This window comes from Streptomyces sp. CC224B (assembly GCF_030010595.1).
Lineage (GTDB): Bacteria > Actinomycetota > Actinomycetes > Streptomycetales > Streptomycetaceae > Streptomyces > Streptomyces longispororuber.
The window spans coordinates 63,257-80,992 of the sequence record NZ_JASCXL010000007.1 but is presented as its reverse complement, the minus strand read 5'-3'; the positions used below and the strand labels follow the sequence as shown (position 1 = coordinate 80,992).

Below are 17,736 nucleotides of genomic sequence, written 5' to 3'. Positions count from 1 at the left end.
CCTTCTCGGCACGGGGATACGCCGTTCGGGCGCGGGTCCCCCGTAGTGATGAGCGGGAGAGCGGGGAAGGCGATGGTCGGCTTGTCGCGGCCCCGTGCCCGTCGGTGAGCTGTGCGCCTCCGGCCCCCGCCTCAGGACTTCCCGGCACGGGTCCGCGGCAATCTGGTGGCTCCCGCGGCGGCGAACAGGCAGAAGCCGAGGACCCACCAGAAGGTGTCGCCGAAGGCTCCGGAGACGTCCGGGCCCCGGGCTTCGAGCCGCTGTTGGAGGACCACGGCGAGGGCCGCGGTGCCGACCGAGCCGCCGACGGTGTTGAGCATGTTGAGCGCTCCGGCGGCGCGCGGGAGCTGCGCGGGTTCGATGCGGCTGTAGACGATGTTCATCACCGGCGCGCCGACCATGGCCATGCCGAAGCCCCGGACCGCGAGCGCCGCGGCGATGACGGCGTCCGGGGGCTCGTGGCCGAGCTGGGTGAACGGCACGGTGCCCGCGAGGATCAGCGCGATGCCCGTGACCACGAGGGTCCGCGGCACGGCCTTGTCGATGGCCCGGTTGACGAGCACCGACCCGGCCGCCGCGCCGAGGCCCTGCGGGGCGAGCAGCAGCCCGGCCTCCCACGCCGACAGGCCCCGGCCGGTCTGGAAGTACAGCGGCAGCAGGAACATCGTGCCGAACACCGACGCGCCGAGGACGAGCAGCGCGAGGGCGGCGGCGCCGAACGGCGGCCGGGCGAAGAGCCGCGGGTCGATCAGCGGTGTCCCGCGGGTGCGCAGCCCGTGCGCGGTGAACCCGGCGAGCATCGCCAGGCCCGCCGTGATGCCGAGCGCCGCCGGCAGGGCGCGGCCGTGGGAGACCTCGGTCAGGCCGTACACCAGCACGGCGAGGCCCGGCGAGAGCAGGGCCGCCCCGCGCAGGTCGAAGGGGGCGCGCCGGGGCGACGGCGGCACCTCGGGCACGTAGCGGCGGGCGAGCAGGATCGCGGCCAGGCCGATGGGCAGGTTGACGAGGAAGAGCCACGGCCAGGGCGCCACAGCGAGGATGGAGCCGCCGGCGAGCGGGCCGAGCACCGGCGACAGGAGCGGGACGACCGCGACGACGCTGATCACCCGCCCGGTGCGCTCCTTGCCCGCGACGCGGGCGAGGAGCGCCTGCCCGGTGGCGGGCAGGAGCCCGCCACCGAGCCCTTGGAGTACGCGGAACGCGATCAGGCTGGGCGCCGACCAGGCGAGCGCGCACAGCACGGAGCCGAGCAGGAACACCCCCACGGCGGCGAGCCACGTCCGGCGGCCGCCGAACCGGTCGGCGAGCCAGCCGGAGGCGGGCACGGCGGCCACGACGGCCAGCAGGTAGGCGGTGGAGATCCACTGGATGTCGGTGACGGAGGCGCCGAAGTCGTGGGCCAGGGTGTCAATGCCGACGCTGACGATGGTGGCGTCGACCGTGGCCATGAAGGTGCCGAGCACCAGGATGAACGCGATCCGCAGCAGCGGTGCGTCGATCCGGCTGTCCGGCGGCGCGGCGGTGCCGGTCATCGGGCCGCCAGGAGGGCGCGTACGTCGGTGTCGAGGTGGCCGCCGAGGGTGCGGAGCAGGTCGAGGAGCTGCTCGGCGAGCCCGGTGGTGTCCACCCCGGCGCGGTGGGCGAGTACGCCGGTCCAGCCGTCGCCGTCCGGCATGACCGTGAGGGTCACGGGGTGGTGGGTGGCCTCGCGGAAGCGGGTCCCGACGAGGGTGAGGCCGGGCGCGGGGGCGCGCAGGCGGTCCGGGTCGACGGGGTAGTTCTCGAACACGACGAGGCTGTCGAAGAGCCTGGTCCGCCCGGTCAGCCGCTCCAGGTCCGTCAGGGCGACGTGCTGGTGCTCGACCAGGGCCCGCTGGCGGGCCTGGAGGCCGGCGAGCGTCTCGGCGAGCGTGCCGGTCAGGCGCGCGCGGACCGGCACGGTGTTGGCGAGCAGCCCGATGATCTCCTCGACGCCCTCCAGCTCCGGGGGCCGGCAGGCGACCATGGCGCCGAAGCAGACGTCCGCGCGGCCCGAGCGGCGCGCCAGCAGCACCGACCAGGCGCCCTGGACCAGGGTGTTGGGGGTCAGGCCGCGCGCCGCGGCGAGCCGGGTGAGGTCCGCCACGAGGTCCGCGTCGAAGGTGAGGAGCGTCGGCTCCTGCCAGGCGGGCCCGGGCGCCGCGGTGCCGAAGTGGTCGCCCTCGGGCAGGCCGTCCAGTTCGGCGGCCCACAGGTCCAGGTCGGGCTCGTGGTCGGCGCGCCAGCTCAGGTAGGTGGCGAACGGCACGGGCGCGGGCAGGTCCGGCTCCCGGTCCTGGAGGCGCGCGGTGTAGAGGGCGAACAGCTCGGTGAGGATGCGCGGTGCCGACCAGCCGTCGGAGAGCACGTGGTGGGTGGTCAGGACCAGGTCGGAGAGATCGGGCGCGCGGCGGATCACGGTGAGCCGGACGAGCGGTCCCTCGGCGAGGTCGAACGGCTCGGCCAGGTCGGCCGCGAGAGCCTCGTCGGCGGGCCCGTCGACCACCCGGAAGTCCGGGCGGGGCGCCTCGGGGAGCACCGCGAGGCCCGCGGGGAACACGGCGCCCAGGTTCGGGTGGCGTGCCAGCAGGTCGGCGCCCGCGGCGCGCAGGGCGTCGGTGTCGAGCGGCCCGGCGAGGGAGAACGTCGACTGCACGGTGTACGGGTCGGGGCGCTCGGTGCGCGCGTGGCGCAGCATCACCTCCTGGAGGGGGGTGAGCGGCTGCACCTCGGCGACCGCCCGCCCGCCGAGGGCCGTGAGCTCCGGCGCGGCGGCGGTGCGCAGCAGCGCGGTCCGCAGGTGCCCGGCGAGGTCCTCGATCTCGGCGGCGGTGAACAGCGCGGACGGCCAGGTGATCCGGATGCCGAGGGCGTCGTCGCGCACCAGGGCGTTGACCATCAGGGCGTGCGGCAGGGGCAGGTCGCCGGTGCCGCCGGAGCCGAGCGGGTCGGCGTCCGGGGGCGCCTGCCACGGCGTCTCCCGGTCGGGGGCGCCGGGGAACTGGCCGAGGTAGTTCCAGGCGACCTCCGGCCGGGCGGGGTCGAGCAGGCCCGCGGCGGTGAGGACGCCGTGGCCGAGGCCGTCGCCCTGGGCCCGCAGCCGCTCCTTGACCGCCGGGATGTCGTCGTCGGCGTGGAGGCGTACGGGGTGGACGGCGGTGAACCAGCCGACGGTCTGGGACAGGTCGACGTGCGGCGGGCGGCCGTGGCTCTCCAAGGCCACGAGGAGGTCCGGCGTCCCGCGCCAGTCCCGTACCGCCCGGGCGAGGGCCGTGAGCAGCACGGCGTCGGGGGTGGTGCGGTGGGCGGCGGGCAGGGTGGTGATCAGGGCGCGGGTCGCGTCGGTGTCGAGCCGGAGCTCGAGGTGCGCCGCCGTGGCCACGGTGTCGCGGGCGGGGTCGAGCGGGCGGGTGAGCGCCGGGGTGGCGGTCATCCGCCGCCAGTGCGGCAGTTCGGCGCTCCGGTCGGCGGCGCGCAGCGTCCTGGCCCAGCCGAGGAACGACTGGCCGTGGCGGGCCAGCGCGCCGCCGGAGTGGGCGTGGCGCACGTCGTCGAGCAGGACGCGCCAGGACACGCCGTCCACGACCAGGTGGTGGGCGGTCAGGACGAGTCTGCCCGGGCGTTCGGGCCCGGCGTCGACCCAGAGCGCGCGCAGCAGCGGGCCGGTGCGCGGGTCCATGGCCGCGCGGACCTCGGCGACGTGGGCGTCGACCTGGGCGCGCGGGTCGTCCCCGGCCGGGACGCGGGTCAGGACGTCGGCGCCGGTGACGGCTCCGACGGGCGGGATGCGCAGCGCGTCGTCGGCCAGGTGGGCGCGCAGCACGTCGTGGCGGGCCAGGACCGCGTCCAGAACGGTCTGCCAGCGGGCCTCGTCGCCGCCCGGCGGGACGCAGACCTCCACCCACTGGCAGAAGCCGTCGGCGGCACTCCCGGCGCGGCGCAGCAGGTCCCGCATGAGCGGGGTCAGCGGCGCGTCGCCTACCGCGGGCCCGGTGTCCGCGTCCAGGGCCCGGGCGCGGGCGGCGATCCCGGCGACGGTCTCCCCCTCGAAGACGTCCCGGGCGCTCAGGCCGAGCCCGCGGCGGCGGGCGCGCGAGACGACCTGGAGGGACACGATGCTGTCGCCGCCGAGGGCGAAGAAGGCGTCGTCGGGGCCGATGTCGTCGGTGCCGAGGACGTCCCGGAAGACGTCGAGCAGCACGGCCTCGGCCTCGGTCGCGGGCGCGCGCCGCGCGGTCGCGGCCACCTCGGGGGCGGGCAGGGCGGCGGTGTCGAGCTTGCCGCCGGGGCCGAGCGGCAACCGGTCGAGCTCCACGAGCGCCGTCGGCACCATGTGGTCGGGCAACTCCCTGGCCAGGTAGTCGCGTACACGGGCGAGGTCCAGGTCGGCGCCGTCGGTTGGGATGACGTAGCCGAGGAGCCGGTCGTCGCGCACGATCACCGCCCCGGCGCGCACGTCGGGGTGGCGGGTCAGCGTGGACTCGATCTCGCCGAGCTCGACGCGGAAGCCGCGGATCTTGACCTGGTGGTCGGCGCGGCCGAGGAAGACGAGCCGGCCGTCGGGGCGCCAGCGCACCAGGTCGCCGGTGCGGTACATCCGCTCGCCGGGCGCGGCGAACGGGTCGGCCACGAACCGCTCGGAGGTCAGGGCGGGGCGGCCGAGGTAGCCGCGGGCCAGGCTGGGGCCGCCGAGGTAGAGCTCGCCGGTGACGCCGGTGCCGACGGGCTGGAGCCCGTGGTCGAGGACGTAGGCGCGGACGTTCGGGTCGGGGCGGCCGATCGGCAGCGGGCCGGGGTCGTCCGGATCGTAGTGCCAGGTCACGGAGTTGATGGTGACCTCGGTGGGTCCGTAGGCGTTGAACAGCGCCTTGCGGCCGCTGCCCCAGCGCCGGGCCAGCTCGGGGTCGAGGCGTTCGGCGCCGACGACGAAGAACACGTCGTCGGGGACGGTGCGGTCGTCGGGCATGGCGGCCAGGAACGACGGCAGCAGGTTGACGCCGGTCACCCGGTGCTCGGCGATGTAGTCGAGGAGTTCGTCGCCGGGGACGCGCACCTCCTCGGGGGCGATCACGGACGTGCCGCCGGAGAGCAGCGGGACCATGGTCTGCCAGAAGGCGACGTCGAAGCTGGTCGACGCGAAGTGCAGGTACCGGTCGTGCTCGGTGACGCCGACGACCTCCTCCTGGAGGGCGATCAGGTCGGGTACGCCGCGGTGGGTCACGCCGACGCCCTTGGGCCGTCCGGTGGTGCCGGAGGTGTAGATGACGTAGGCGAGCGCGTCCTCGGTGAGCCGGGCGCGGGCGTGGGCCGGGTCGGTGTCCGGGACGTCGGCGAGGGTGGCCGGGTCGTCGAGCCGCAGCACCGGGACGCCGCGGGCGGCGGGGAGTTCGGCGCCGGTGGTCACGGCGGCGGCCGGGGCGATGTCGTCGAGCATGTACGCGAGCCGCTCGCGCGGGTAGGCCGGGTCCAGCGGTACGTACACCGCGCCCGCCTTGGCGACGCCGAACAGCGCCACGGTCATCTCGACGTCCCGGCCGAGCAGGACCGCGACCGGGTCCTGGGGGCGTACGCCGTGCGCGATCAGGGCGTGGGCGAGCCGGTTGGCCCGCCGGTCGAGTTCGGCGTAGCTGAGGGCGCGGTCGCGGCAGACCAGGGCCTCGGCGTCGGGCTTGTGGCGCACCCAGGCGGCGAACTCCTCCAGCCAGGGGCCGCGGGCCTTGGCGGGGACGACCTCGGTACCGGTGCGCAGCATCCGGGCGCGCTCGTCGGCGTCGAGCGTGCCGAGGCGGAGAGCGGGGCGCTCCGGGTCGGCGGTGATCTCCCGCAGGAGGTTCAGCAGCCAGCGGCCGTAGTCGCGCACGGTGGACTCGGCGAAGGCGCCGGGCTGGTAGCCGAGGCCGATGGTGATCTCGTCGTCGGGGATGACGATGACGGTGAGGGCGTAGTGCGTGGCGTCGGTGATGTCGACGCCCGCGAGGTCGAGCCCGGGGGCGAGCGGGGTGCGCTTGCGGCTGGAGAGCGGGAAGTTCTCCATCACCAGCATGGTGTCGAAGAGTTCGCCGATGCCGACGGCCCGCTGGATGCCGGGCAGGCCGACGTGGTGGTGCTCGGCGAGGGCCACGCTCTCGGCGTGCACGTCGGCCATCAGGTCGCGTGCGGTGCGGCCGGGGGTGTGCCGGACCCGTACGGGGATGGTGGTGCCGAGCTGGCCGATCATCGACTCGACGCCGTCGACCTCGGCGGGCCGCCCGGAGACCGGGCAGCCGAACACCACGTCGCGGCGGCCGGTGAGGCGGCCGAGGAGCAGGCCCCAGGCCGTCTGGAGCACCGTGGTCAGGGTGACGCCCTGCTCGCGGGCGAAGCCGCGCAGCCGGTCGCTGAACTCCCGGCCGAGGCCGAGGCTCACGCGGCCGGGGCGCTCGACGCCGGTGGCGGCGTTCGCGGGGGCGAGGCGCGTGGCCTCGTCGACGCCTTCCAGGGCGGTGCGCCACGCCTCCAGTGCCGCCTCGTGGTCGCGGTCGGCGAGCCAGCGGAAGTACTCCGACAGCGGCGGGGCGGCCGGGGCGGCGGGGCCGCCGCCCAGTTCGGCGTAGAGCGCGAGGAGGGTGCGGCCGACCAGGGGCATGGACCAGCCGTCGAGCAGGGCGTGGTGGTTGGTGATGACCAGCTTGTGCTCGTCGGGGCCGACGCGGGACAGCAGGAAGCGGATCAGCGGCGGCCGGGCCGGGTCGAAGGGCCGCTCCAGGTCGGCGCGGGCGGCCGCGGCGAAGTCGTCGTCCTGGCGCCAGTCCAGGGTGACGTCGGCGGGGATGACCTGTACGACGTCGTCGCCGGCCGCGGCCAGGTGGACGCGCAGCGCCGGGTGGCGGCGCAGGAGTTCGCGCGCGGCCTCGGCCATCCGGTCCGGGTCGAGCTGGCCGACGAGGGTGGTGACGGCCTGGACGACGTAGACGTCGGTGTCGTGGTCGTCGCGGACCAGGGTGTGGAAGGACAGGCCGACCTGGAGCGGGATGGCGGGCAGGACGTCGGCGATACGACCGCTGCCGCCGGTGCGCTCCAGGGCGTCGATGGCGTTCTGGTCGAGGTCGACGAAGGGCAGGTCGGAGGGGGTGAGCCCGCCGGAGGTCTGGCGCGCGTGCGCGGCCAGCGCGTCCAGGGCCCGGGTCCAGGACTCCTGGAGGGCGGCCACGGCGTCGGTGCCGAGCACCTCGGTGGCGGCGGTCCACTCGACGGCGAGGCGGGGCGCGCCCTCCCCGTGGCCGTCCCCGTGGTCCTGGGCAGGGCCCCCCTCGTGGACGAAGCAGTTGAGCGCGAGGACCTGCTCCAGGGCCTTGGCGTCGGGCTCGACGACCGCGAAGGCGTCCCGCTCGGGCAGGCGCCAGCCGGTTCCGGTCAGCGGGGCGAACCGGCCCAGGTAGTTGAGGAGCACGTCCGGCGGCGGGGAGGCCGCCAGCTCGGGCCCGGCCTCGGGGTCGAGGTGGCGCAGGACGCCGTAGCCGACGCCGCCGTCGGGGACGCCGCGGCGGGCCTCCTTGGCGGCGCGCAGCACGCGTCCCACGTCGCCCGTGGCGGGTACGCGGACGGGGTACTCGCTGGTGAACCAGCCGACGGTGCGGGCCAGGTCGAGGTGTTCGCGGCCGTGGCCCTCCAGGGTGACGGTCACCGCGTCGCCGCCCGCGCCGTGGTCGCGCAAGGCGAGGACGAGCGCGGCGAGGAGCACCTCGTCGACGCCCGCGCGGTAGGCCGCGGGCAGGGTGGTCAGCAGGGCCTCGGTGACCTCGGGCGAGGCCACGGTGACCGAGCGGCGGGCGGTGGCGACGGTGTCGCGGCGCTGGTCCAGGGGCCGGGGGCCGAGGCGGGTCGCGGAGGCCAGGGCCGTGCGCCAGTGGGCGAGTTCGCCCCGGCGCGCGCCGGTGGCGCCCTGGTCGGCGAGGAGCGTGGCGTGCCGCCGCCAGGAGGCGCCGACGGGGGCGGGGGTGCCGCCCGCGCAGGCCGTGTGCAGGTCGGGCAGCAGGACGCGCCAGGAGACGCCGTCCATGGCCAGGTGGTGCACGACGACGACCAGCCGGTCCGGCTCGCCGTCGGCGGTGCGGACCAGGGCCGCCCGCAGCAGGTCGCCCGTACGCGGGTCCAGTTCGCCCGCGAGGCGGCGGGCCACGGCGGTGACGTCCTCGGCCTCGTCGATGACGGTGACGGCGGCGCGCACCGCGCCGCGCGGCAGTACGTCGAGGGCGTGGCCGTCGCCGGTCGCGCGCAGCCGCAGCGCGTCGTGGTGGTCGAGTACGGTCCGGACGCCGGTGACGAGGTCGGCGTGGGTGAGGCCGGTGACGCGCAGGGCGGTCCACTGGGCGTATCCGGCGACGGTGTCCACGTCCGGGTGCGGGTCGAGCAGGGCGCGCACGATCGGCGGGGCGGGCACGGGCCCGGTCGGGTCGTCCACCGGTCCCGCGGTGTCCTCCACCAGGGCGGCCCCGGCGGCGAGGGCGGCGAAGCTGCGGCGGGCGAGGAGGTCGCGGGGGCGCAGCTCCAGGCCGCGGGCGCGCAGCCTGCTGCTGACGGTGATGGCGGTGATGCTGTCCCCGCCCAGGGCGAAGAAGTCGTCGTCGACACCGACCCGTTCGACCTCGAAGACCTCGGCGAGGACCGCGCACAGTAGCCGCTCGCGGTCGGTGCGCGGCTCCCGGCCGCCCCGGGGCGCCGCGGGCGCGGGCAGGGCGGCGCGGTCGAGCTTGCCGTTGGGCGTGACCGGCAGCCGGTCGAGGACCACCACGGCCGCGGGCACCATGTGCTCGGGGAGCCGCCCGGACAGGTGGGCGCGTACGTCCTCACCGGTGAGCCCGGTGAGCCCGGTGGTCTCGGTGGTCTCGGTGGTTCCGGTGGTCGCAGTGGCCCTGGTGGCCCCAGTGGCCCCGATGACGCCGGTGGCCCCCGTGTCCTGGCCGACCGGGGCGGCCGGGCCCGGGACGACGTAGCCGACGAGCCGCCCCGAGCGGACCGCGGCGGCGGCCGCGGTGACGCCGGGCACCGCGCCGAGCGCGGCCTCGACCTCGCCCGTCTCCACGCGGTGGCCGCGGATCTTGACCTGTCCGTCGCCGCGGCCGAGGTACTCGAGGCCGCGTCCGGGTACCCACCGGGCGAGGTCGCCGGTGCGGTACATCCGCTCCCCCGGCGCGCCGAACGGGTCGGCGACGAAGCGCTCGGCGCTCGACCCGGGCCGGCCGAGGTAGCCGCGGGCCAGGTGCGGTCCGGCCAGGTACAGCTCGCCCGGCGTGCCGTGCGGTACCGGCTGGAGCGCGGTGTCCAGGAGGTACACGCGGGTGCCGGCGAGCGGGTGGCCGATGGTGGGCTCCTCGCCGTCGACGCGCGCGGTGGTGGCGTCGACGGTGGCCTCGGTCGGCCCGTACATGTTGCGCGCGGTGACGCCGGACGCGGCGACGCGCCGCCACAGGGCGGGCGGGGTGGCCTCCCCGCCCAGGACGAGCAGGGCGGGGCGCCGGTCGAGGAGGCCGCCGTCGACGAGCGGCGCGGCCATCGAGGGCGTGGTGTCCACGACGTCGACGCCGTCGCGGGCGTACGCGGCGAGCAGGGCGTCGGCGTCGCGCGCGGTCTCGGCGTCGTACAGGTGGAGTTCGTGCCCGCACAGCAGCCACACCAGGTGGTCGAAGGCGGAGTCGAAGGCGAACGAATAGGTGTGGGCGACGCGCAGGGGTCTGCCGGTGGCGCCCTCGGCCTCGGCGACGACCGTGGAGCGCTGGTGGTGCAGGAGCGCGGCGAGGCCGCCGGCCCGGCCGAGCACGCCCTTGGGGCGGCCGGTCGACCCGGAGGTGTGGATCACGTAGGCGAGGTGCTCGGGGTGGCGGGGCGTGGCCAGTTCGTCGTCCCGCAGCGGCGCGCCGGACAGGCCGGCGGCCTCGTCGCGCAGGGTGGCGTACGGCAGGACGGCGGTCCCGTCGAGCGGGCCGGTCCACGGCGGGCCGTCGGCCGTGCCCTCGGTGAGGACCAGCGCGGGGCGGGTGTCGTCGAGCAGCTCGCGCAGGCGCTCGGGCGGGTGGGTGAGGTCCAGGGGCTGGAACGCGGCGCCCGCGGCCAGGACGGCGAGGAGGGCGGCCACCGTGTCGGCCGAGCGCGGCAGCGCCAGGGCGACGATGTCCTCGGCCCCGATGCCGCGGGCGCGCAGCGCGCGGGCCAGGCGGTGTACGCGGCCCGCCAGGTCCCCGGCGGTCAGCCGGTCGGCGCCGCACACCAGGGCGGTGCGGTCCGGACCGGCCTCAGTCATGGCGGCGAACGCGGTGGGCACGTCGGGCGGGGTGCCGGGCACGGCGGGCGGCGCCCAGTCGGCGAGGACCCGGGCCACGTCGGCGGTCAGGGGCGCCCGGCCCACCGGCAGGCCGTCGGTGAGGCCGGACAGCAGGGCGCGCAGGCCGGCCAGCTTGCTGTCGACCATGGCCTGGTCGTTGGTGCGGCCGTCGACCTCGAAGCCGAGCAGCAGCCCGCCGTCGCGGGTGGGCAGGACGCTCAGGCCCATGTCCTCGGGCGGGCCGCCCGCGACGTTGCGCATCACGCCGGTGGCCCCGGCGAATTCGATGGCCAGGTCGAACGCCTTGAGGTTGATGCCGCGGCCGTGCAGGAGCGCGCCCGCGCCGGGCACGCCGAGGTCGCGGGGCAGGTCCTCGCCGCGGTAGCGCTGGTGGTCGCGCATCTCCTTCATGGCGGCGGCGACGCGGCGGCTGAGCGCGCCGAACCCGTCACCGGCGCGCACGGCCACCCGCAACGGCAGCACGTTGACGGCCATGGCGGGGGTGCGCAGCTCGATCGAGCCGGTGCGGCACATCAGCGGCAGCGCGAACACCACGTCGGTGCGGCCGAGGACGCGGTGCAGGAACGCGGCGTACCCGGCGATGAGCGCCTCACCCCAGGTGACGCCCTCGCGGTCGGCGAAGGCGCGCAGCCGGGCGGTCTCCTCGGGGGTGAGGACGGCGCGGGCGGTCAGGGTGCGCTCGGGCGGTCCCGCGGCGGCGTCGGTCTCGCCCAGGTCGGGCAGCGGGGTGAACCGCTCGACCCAGTAGGCGCGGTCCTCGGCGAACCGGTCGCTGTCGCGGTAGGCCCGGTCGGCGGCGACGAGGTCGGCGAAGGCGCCGAACGTCGCCTTCGGCGGCTCCGTCCCCCGGACCAGGGCGGTGTAGCGGGCGGCGGTGCGGCGGGCGAGCATGGCGGCGGTGTAGCCGTCGAAGACCAGGTGGTGGCCGAGCTGGGTGTACCAGACCTCGCGGTCGGAGAGCTTGATGACGGTCCGGGCGTACAGCGGCCGGTCGACCATGCCGCGGCACGCCTCGGCGGCGCGCGCCCGCTCGGCGGTGACGAGCGCGTCCGCCGCGGCGGCGGGGTCGGCCTCGCCGCTGACGTCGACCACCCGGGGCGGCTCGACGGGGTCGTCGGCGACGCGCTGGCGCGGCCCGTCCGGGGTCTCGTACACCCGCAGGCGCAGCGTCTCGGCCTCCTCGGTGGTCGCCCGGACCGCCTCCACGAGCGCGCCGACGTCGACCGGTTCGGCGCCGGTTATCTCCACCACGTCGCCGACCAGGTAGTACGGCGAGTCCGGTTCCAGGCGCTGCGCGTTCCAGATGCCCTCCTGGGCGCTGGTCAGCGGGAGCGGCCCGGCCGCGGCGAACGCACCGGCGGTACCGGCCGGTCCGGGGCTCCCCTCCGGAGAGGGGCCGGTGGCGCGGGACGGTCCCGGCAGCCCCTCCGAGGACGCGCCGGCGGCACCCGCCGGTCCCGACAGCCCCGCCGAGGACGCGCTTGTGGTGTTCAACTCATTCTCCTTGCAGGGTGGGGACGACCATCGGCGTGTCCGTCACCGGGTCGGGGACGATGACGCTCGGCAGGTCGAAGACGTCCTTGATCAGCGCGGCGTCGACGATGTCCGTGGGGTCGCCCTCGGCGACCACCCGGCCGTCCTTCATGGCGATCAGGTGGTCGGCGAAGCGGCAGGCCTGGTTGATGTCGTGCAGCACGGCGATGACCGTGCGGCCCTCGTCGCGCAACCGGGCCAGCAGGCCGAGCAGTTGGTACTGGTGGGTGATGTCCAGGAACGACGTCGGCTCGTCGAGCAGCAGGCAGGGCGTCTCCTGGGCGAGCACCATCGCCATCCAGACCCGCTGCCGCTGGCCGCCGGACAGCTCCTGTACGAGGCGGTCGGCCAGGTCGGCGACGCCGGCGGCGGCCATCGCCGCGGTGACGGCCTCCTCGTCGTGCGGCGACCACAGGGCCAGCAGCGACTGGTGGGGGAAGCGCCCCCGGCCCACGAGCTGGCGGACCTTGATGTCGTCGGGGGCCAGCGGGTCCTGGGGCAGGAAGCCGAGCTGCTTGGCGAGCTGCTTGGGCGGGTAGGCGCCGACCTCGCGGCCGTCGAGCTCCACGCGCCCGGTCTCGGGCTTCAGCAGCCGGACGAGGGCGCGCAGCAGGGTCGACTTGCCGCAGGCGTTGGGCCCGACGACGGCGGTGAACCTGCCGTCGGGGACGTCGAGGCTCAGCCGGGTGGAGACCACCCGGTCCCCATAGCGCAGGGTGATGTCCCGCGCGGTCAGGCGTGCGGTCACGCGCGCCTCACCTCCTTGGTCAGCAGCCAGATCAGGTAGCAGCCGCCGATCGCGGTGCTCACCACGCCGACGGGCAGCGCGACGGGCGCGAGCAGCATCTGGGCGAGCAGGTCGGCGCCCTGGAGCAGGACCGCACCGGTGAGGGCCGCCGGGAGCAGCGGCACTCCGGCCGCGCCCGCGAGCCGGCGGCCGATCTGCGGGGCGGCCAGCGCGGTGAACGCGATCGGTCCGGCGACGGCGGTCACCGTGGCCGTGCAGCCGACGCCGACCAGGACCATGAGCAGGCGCAGCCGGTCGAGCCGGACCCCGGTGGTCGCCGCGACCGCGTCGCCCAGGGACGCCTGGTGCATGGCGTGCGCCCGGGTGGCCATCAGGGCGAGCAGCACCCCGATCACCGCGAACGGGATGCCGAGGTCGTCCCAGCCGACGCCGTTGAGCGAACCCGCGCTCCAGCCGACGGCGGCGATCGCCACCTCCAGTTCGGCGCGGAGCACGATCCACGAGTTGAGCGCGGTCATCATCGCGTTGATCGCGATGCCGATCACCACCAGGCGCAGCCCGGAGAACCCCCGGTCGTACGCGAGCAGGTAGATGGCGGCGGCGACGGCGAGGCCGCCGAGCACCGAGCCGACGGCGAGTTGGGCGGACGTGCCCGACAGGACGGTGAGGGCGACCAGGGCACCGGTGTAGGCGCCCGCGTCGAGGCCGATGACGTCGGGGCTGCCCATCGGGTTGCGGGTGAGGTTCTGGAAGAGCGCCCCGGCCACGCCGAGCGCGGCACCGAAGACGAGTCCGGCGAGCACCCGCGGCATCCGCCAGTCCCAGATCACCACCGAGGGCTCGGCGCCGGTGAGGACGTCGAACACCTCCCGGGGCGTGGCCCAGGACGCGCCGTAGCAGAGCCCGAGCAGGCCGAGGCCGAGGATCAGGGGGACCAGCGCGGCGACGAGCAGCAGGGTGCGGCGTTCGACGCGCAGCCCGCGCAGGGCGACGGTGCTGCCGCGCCGTGCGGCGGCGGTGGTGGCGGTGGCCGTGGTGGTGGCGGTGGCGGTGGCCGTGTTCGGTGGGGCGGCCTTGTCGCGTGTGGTCACAGCGCCCCCGCCCCGTGGCGGCGTACGGCCCAGATCAGCATGGGGCCGCCGAGGAACGCGGTCACGATGGCCACCGGCACCTCGCCGGTGGGCAGCAGCACCCGCGATCCCATGTCGGCGATCAGCAGCAGGACGGGGCCGAGCACCATCGAGTAGAGGATCAGCCACGGCACCGAGCCCGCGGCCGGCTTGCGGACGAGGTGCGGCACCATCAGGCCGACGAACAGGATCGGCCCGGCCACCGCGGTGGCCGCCCCGCTGAGCACGGTGATGAGGACGAGCGCGGCGCCCCGTACCCGGCCCACGCCCGCGCCCAGGGCGTGGGCCACGTTCTCGCCCAGCGCCAGGGCGTTGAGGGCCCGGCTCAGCAGCAGCGCGCCGGCCAGGGAGACCCCGATCGCGGCCAACGGCAGGGCCAGCGGGGCCTGTTCGCGGGCCGCGAGCGAGCCGACCGACCAGAAGCGGTACGCGTCGAACACGTCCGGGAGCATCATCCGCATGCCGAGCGCGACGCCGTTGAGCACCGCGGTCAGGGCCACGCCGGTGAGCACCAGGCGCAGCGGCGAGCGGCGTCCGACCGCGGCGACCAGGAGCGCCGCGAGGACCGAGCCGGCGAGCGCGCAGCCGAGCTGGCCCGTCTGCCCGGCGGCCAGGCCGACGCCGGAGCCGAGGGTGATGGCGAACCCGGCGCCCGCGGTGACGCCGAGGATGCCGGGTTCGGCCAGCGGGTTGCGGGCCAGCGTCTGGATGAGCGCGCCCGCCACCGCCAGGGCGGCGCCCACGGCGACGGCGAGGAGCGCGCGGGGCGCCCGGACGTCCCGCACGATGACGTGGTCGTCGGTGCCCCGGAAGTGCAGCAGCGCGCGCACGACCTCGGCGGGCGGGATCGAGCGGGCGCCGACGCCGATGCTGACCACGGCGACGGCCGCGAGCAGCACCAGGCCGCCGGCGAGCAGGGCGGCGCGCGGCACGGCCCGCCGGGTTCCCGCCGCCTCGGCCGTGCGGCCCCCGGCGGTCACCGCTTCAGGAGCGGCGCGAACGACGTGTCGATCGCGTCCAGGGTCTGCATGGCCTGCCCGTAGGTCGCGGCCTCGGTGTAGCGGAGCGGGAAGGTCTTCTTCGCCTTGACGGCGGGCAGGTTCTTCCACAGCTTGGAGTCCATGACGTACTTCACGGACGGCGGCACGCTGCCGTCGGCGTTGACCGAGTACGTGATGGCGTCGGCCTCGCGCAGGGAGGCGGGCAGCTCCTCGAGCGAGGGGTACTCGCTGACGGCGCGGGAGCCGGGGCCGGGCTTCTTGACCTTGCCGTAGTACGTCGCGCCGACGTCCTCGGCGATGTTGGTGCCCCACGAGCGGCCGAACTCGCGCTGGAAGGTGCCCTTGGCGACCTCGCCGTACGCGCCGACGTGGCCGAACTTCAGCCCGGGGAGCACCTTCTTGTACTTCTTGGCGAGCCCGGCGGCCTTGGCCTCGTACTTGTCCTTGACGGCGTCGAACGTCTTCAGGGAACCGGCGGCGTCGGCCTGCTTGCGGGAGAGCTCGCGCCACGCGGACGGCACGGTCGGGCCGATCGCCACGACGGGGGCGATGGACTCCAGGCGCTTGACGTCGATGTCGCCGAGCACCGGCGCGGGCACGCCGATGACGATGAGGTCGGGCTTGGCCTCGGCGACGGCCTCGTAGTTGGTCTCCGACGCCGCCTCCCCCGCCACCTTGGGGAGCTTCTTGTACGTGGCCAGGTCCTTCTTGCTCATCATCGGCTCGCCGCGCTTCCACGACGAGATGCCGACGAGCGGGGCCTCGGCCTCGATCATGGCGGGCACGGCGTAGCCGGTGGCCACCACGCGCTTCGGGTCGGCGGGGATCTTGATCTTGCCGTTGTCGGCGGCGAACACCCGGGTCTCGCCCTTCCCCGAGTCCGCCTTGTCGCCGTCCGACGATCCGCACCCGGTCACGGTCAGGGCGAGGGCCACGGCGCCGACGAGAGCCGACGATCTGCGCAGGGACATGTGATGCTCCATGTTGCTGGGGTTGTCGCTGGGAGTTGGTCTTGTTGGGAGTTGGTGTTGCTGGTCGATCACGCCGGTCGGCAGTTCGACGGACGGGGACGCGCGGCTGAGGGACGACGACTGTCGGGTCGTCAAAGAGCCGCTGCCATCCGGCCGGCCGCCGTCAGTGGTCGTCGTCGAAGTCGGCGACGCCGCGTTTCCAGTAGCCGGTGATGTCGTGGTCGGCCTTGTCGAGGCGCAGTTCGTCGCGGACCCACCGGCGCAGCGGCTTGAGCTGGCCCGCCTCACCGGCGGCCCACACGTACAGCCGCTCGCCCTCGGGCACGGTCACCGCGGTCACGGCGCGCGCCAGGGCGTCGCCGGTGCCGGCCGGGCGGCCGCCGCGGTGCAGCCAGCGCACCTCGAAGCCGTCGGGCGCGGACAGCTCGATCTCCTCCGCGGCGTCGGCGACTTCGACGAACGCCCAGCCCCGGGCGGTGCGGGGCAGCTCCTCCAGCCACCGGGCGATCGCGGGCAGCGCCGTGAGGTCGCCGGCCAGCAGGTAGCGGTCGTAGGCGTGCGGTACGACGAGGCCGCCGGGCGGCCCGGCGACGTGGACGACGGCGCCCGGTTCGACCGCGCGCGCCCAGTCGGAGGCGAGGCCGCCGTCGTGCAGGGCGAAGTCGATGTCGATCTCGGCCGCGGCCGGGTCGTAGCGGCGCACGGTGTACTCCCGTGAGGTGGGCGCGGGGCGCGGCCAGCGCAGCATCGACCCGTTCGGCTCGGGCAGCCGCAGCGAGCCGTCCGGCTCCGGGAAGAGCAGCTTCACGTGCTCGTCCGGCGCGTGGGCCTCGAACCCCTGGGCGCCGGGCCCGCCCAGGGTCACCCGCAGCAGACCGCCGCCGACCATGGCCGTGCGGACGACCTCGGTACGCCGGACGCGGATCGGATAGCCCACCTTCTCGGCGTGGCGGCCCGCCCGGACCTCCGCGATGCGCTCCAGGTGCCGGTGCCGGTGGTCTTCCCGCGTCATGCGGTGCCGCCCGTCAACAGGGCTGTCCAGTGCGCCAGTTCGGGCCGCTCGGCCAGGTCGGGGAACTCCACGGTGGTGGCACCGGCGGCGCGCCAGCGCTCGATCAGCGTCATGATCCGTACGGAGTCCAGGCCGAGGTCGATCAGGTTCTCCTCGGGCTCGATCTCGGACGGGTCGCAGTCGAGGAGTTCCGCGACGTCGGCGCGTATCCGTTCGGGCGAGAGGGTCTGGGTCATCGGGTGGCTCCTGCGGGGATCGGCGCCGGTCGCGCGGCGGGCGCGGCGGCGAGGTGGTCACGACGCCCCGGCACGCGGCACGGGGCCCGCCGGGACGTGGCGCGCCGTGCGCGCGCCCCGGCGTGGCGTGCGGGAAGGGAGTGCGCGGGGTCGTACGACGTCGTACGGGGTCGTACGTCGTACGGGGAAGAGGCGAGGGGTGTCGCGGCCGTGGCCGCGGACGTCGGCCACGGAGCGGAACCGCCTCCGGGCGGGGACACGCTCACGCCTCCGGCGGGTCGGCCGTCCAGCGCACGGGTCGGGGACGCGCCGGTGTGGAGAGGGACACGTCAGCGATTCCTTTTCTGCGCGGTCGGGTTCTGCGCGGTCGGGCGAGCGGTCGGGGCACGGGAACAGCGGTGCGGTGGACGGCCGACGGGACCGGTGCCGTACACGCACGGCAGGGCCCGTCACCCGCACACCGAGCAGGCGCACACGCCCCCCGCTTGGCCAGGTAAGGCTAACCTAACTAATGACTGGGGTGACGTGCAAGCGATCTTCAGGCCATATGGCCGCGCACGACCGGGCACCGGCCGGTCCCCGCCGGAATCGGGCGACGTGACGCCACGCCAGATACGTGACGCTCAGGCCGCGGCGTCGTCGCGGTCGCGATCCGGGCACGCAGCTCGGGCTCGGCGCAGTCCGGCGCGCCCGCTCCCGGCGGCTCCGCCTCCACCCGGGGTCCCGCGTCGGCCCGCGGGTCCGCGCCCGCCCGCTGTCGTACCTCCTC

At 75.8% G+C, this 17,736-nt stretch carries 8 protein-coding genes; all 8 read right to left on the bottom strand.

Annotated elements, in window-relative coordinates:
* Positions 1 to 131: 131 nt before the first annotated feature.
* Entirely contained in the window at positions 132 to 1,532 is a 1,401-nt protein-coding gene (locus QK440_RS04845; RefSeq protein WP_282791691.1) for an MDR family MFS transporter, read from the bottom strand.
* A complete protein-coding gene (locus QK440_RS04840) occupies positions 1,529 to 11,662 on the bottom strand; it encodes a non-ribosomal peptide synthetase (protein WP_282791730.1) in 10,134 nt (3,377 codons plus the stop codon). Before QK440_RS04840 ends, QK440_RS04845 begins: the two co-directional genes overlap by 4 nt.
* Positions 11,663 to 11,831: 169 nt before the next feature.
* Positions 11,832 to 12,617, bottom strand: coding sequence for an ABC transporter ATP-binding protein (locus QK440_RS04835; RefSeq protein ID WP_282791690.1), 786 nt, complete (start codon positions 12,615 to 12,617; stop codon positions 11,832 to 11,834).
* Positions 12,614 to 13,573, bottom strand: a complete 960-nt coding sequence (locus QK440_RS04830) for an iron chelate uptake ABC transporter family permease subunit (protein WP_282791729.1) — start codon at positions 13,571 to 13,573, stop codon at positions 12,614 to 12,616. Before QK440_RS04830 ends, QK440_RS04835 begins: the two co-directional genes overlap by 4 nt.
* A gap of 131 nt (positions 13,574 to 13,704) precedes the next feature.
* Positions 13,705 to 14,727: an iron chelate uptake ABC transporter family permease subunit gene (locus tag QK440_RS04825; RefSeq protein WP_282791689.1), complete on the bottom strand. Its 1,023-nt coding sequence runs from the start codon at positions 14,725 to 14,727 to the stop codon at positions 13,705 to 13,707.
* Positions 14,724 to 15,719: an ABC transporter substrate-binding protein gene (locus tag QK440_RS04820; protein ID WP_282791688.1), complete on the bottom strand. Its 996-nt coding sequence runs from the start codon at positions 15,717 to 15,719 to the stop codon at positions 14,724 to 14,726. Before QK440_RS04820 ends, QK440_RS04825 begins: the two co-directional genes overlap by 4 nt.
* Before the next feature lie 163 nt (positions 15,720 to 15,882).
* Positions 15,883 to 16,731 carry a siderophore-interacting protein gene (locus QK440_RS04815; protein WP_282791687.1) on the bottom strand — a complete coding sequence of 283 codons (849 nt, stop codon included), beginning with the start codon at positions 16,729 to 16,731 and terminating at the stop codon, positions 15,883 to 15,885.
* Entirely contained in the window at positions 16,728 to 16,967 is a 240-nt protein-coding gene (locus tag QK440_RS04810; protein ID WP_282791686.1) for a phosphopantetheine-binding protein, read from the bottom strand. Before QK440_RS04810 ends, QK440_RS04815 begins: the two co-directional genes overlap by 4 nt.
* Positions 16,968 to 17,736: the final 769 nt, after the last annotated feature.

What these genes read in the sequence shown, in the direction of transcription:
- QK440_RS04845 (WP_282791691.1), bottom strand. Translation starts at nt 1,532, where the DNA reads ATGACCGGCACCGCCGCGCCGCCGGACAGCCGGATCGACGCACCGCTG.
- QK440_RS04820 (WP_282791688.1), bottom strand. Translation starts at nt 15,719, where the DNA reads ATGTCCCTGCGCAGATCGTCGGCTCTCGTCGGCGCCGTGGCCCTCGCC.
- QK440_RS04815 (WP_282791687.1), bottom strand. Translation starts at nt 16,731, where the DNA reads ATGACGCGGGAAGACCACCGGCACCGGCACCTGGAGCGCATCGCGGAG.
- QK440_RS04810 (WP_282791686.1), bottom strand. Translation starts at nt 16,967, where the DNA reads ATGACCCAGACCCTCTCGCCCGAACGGATACGCGCCGACGTCGCGGAA.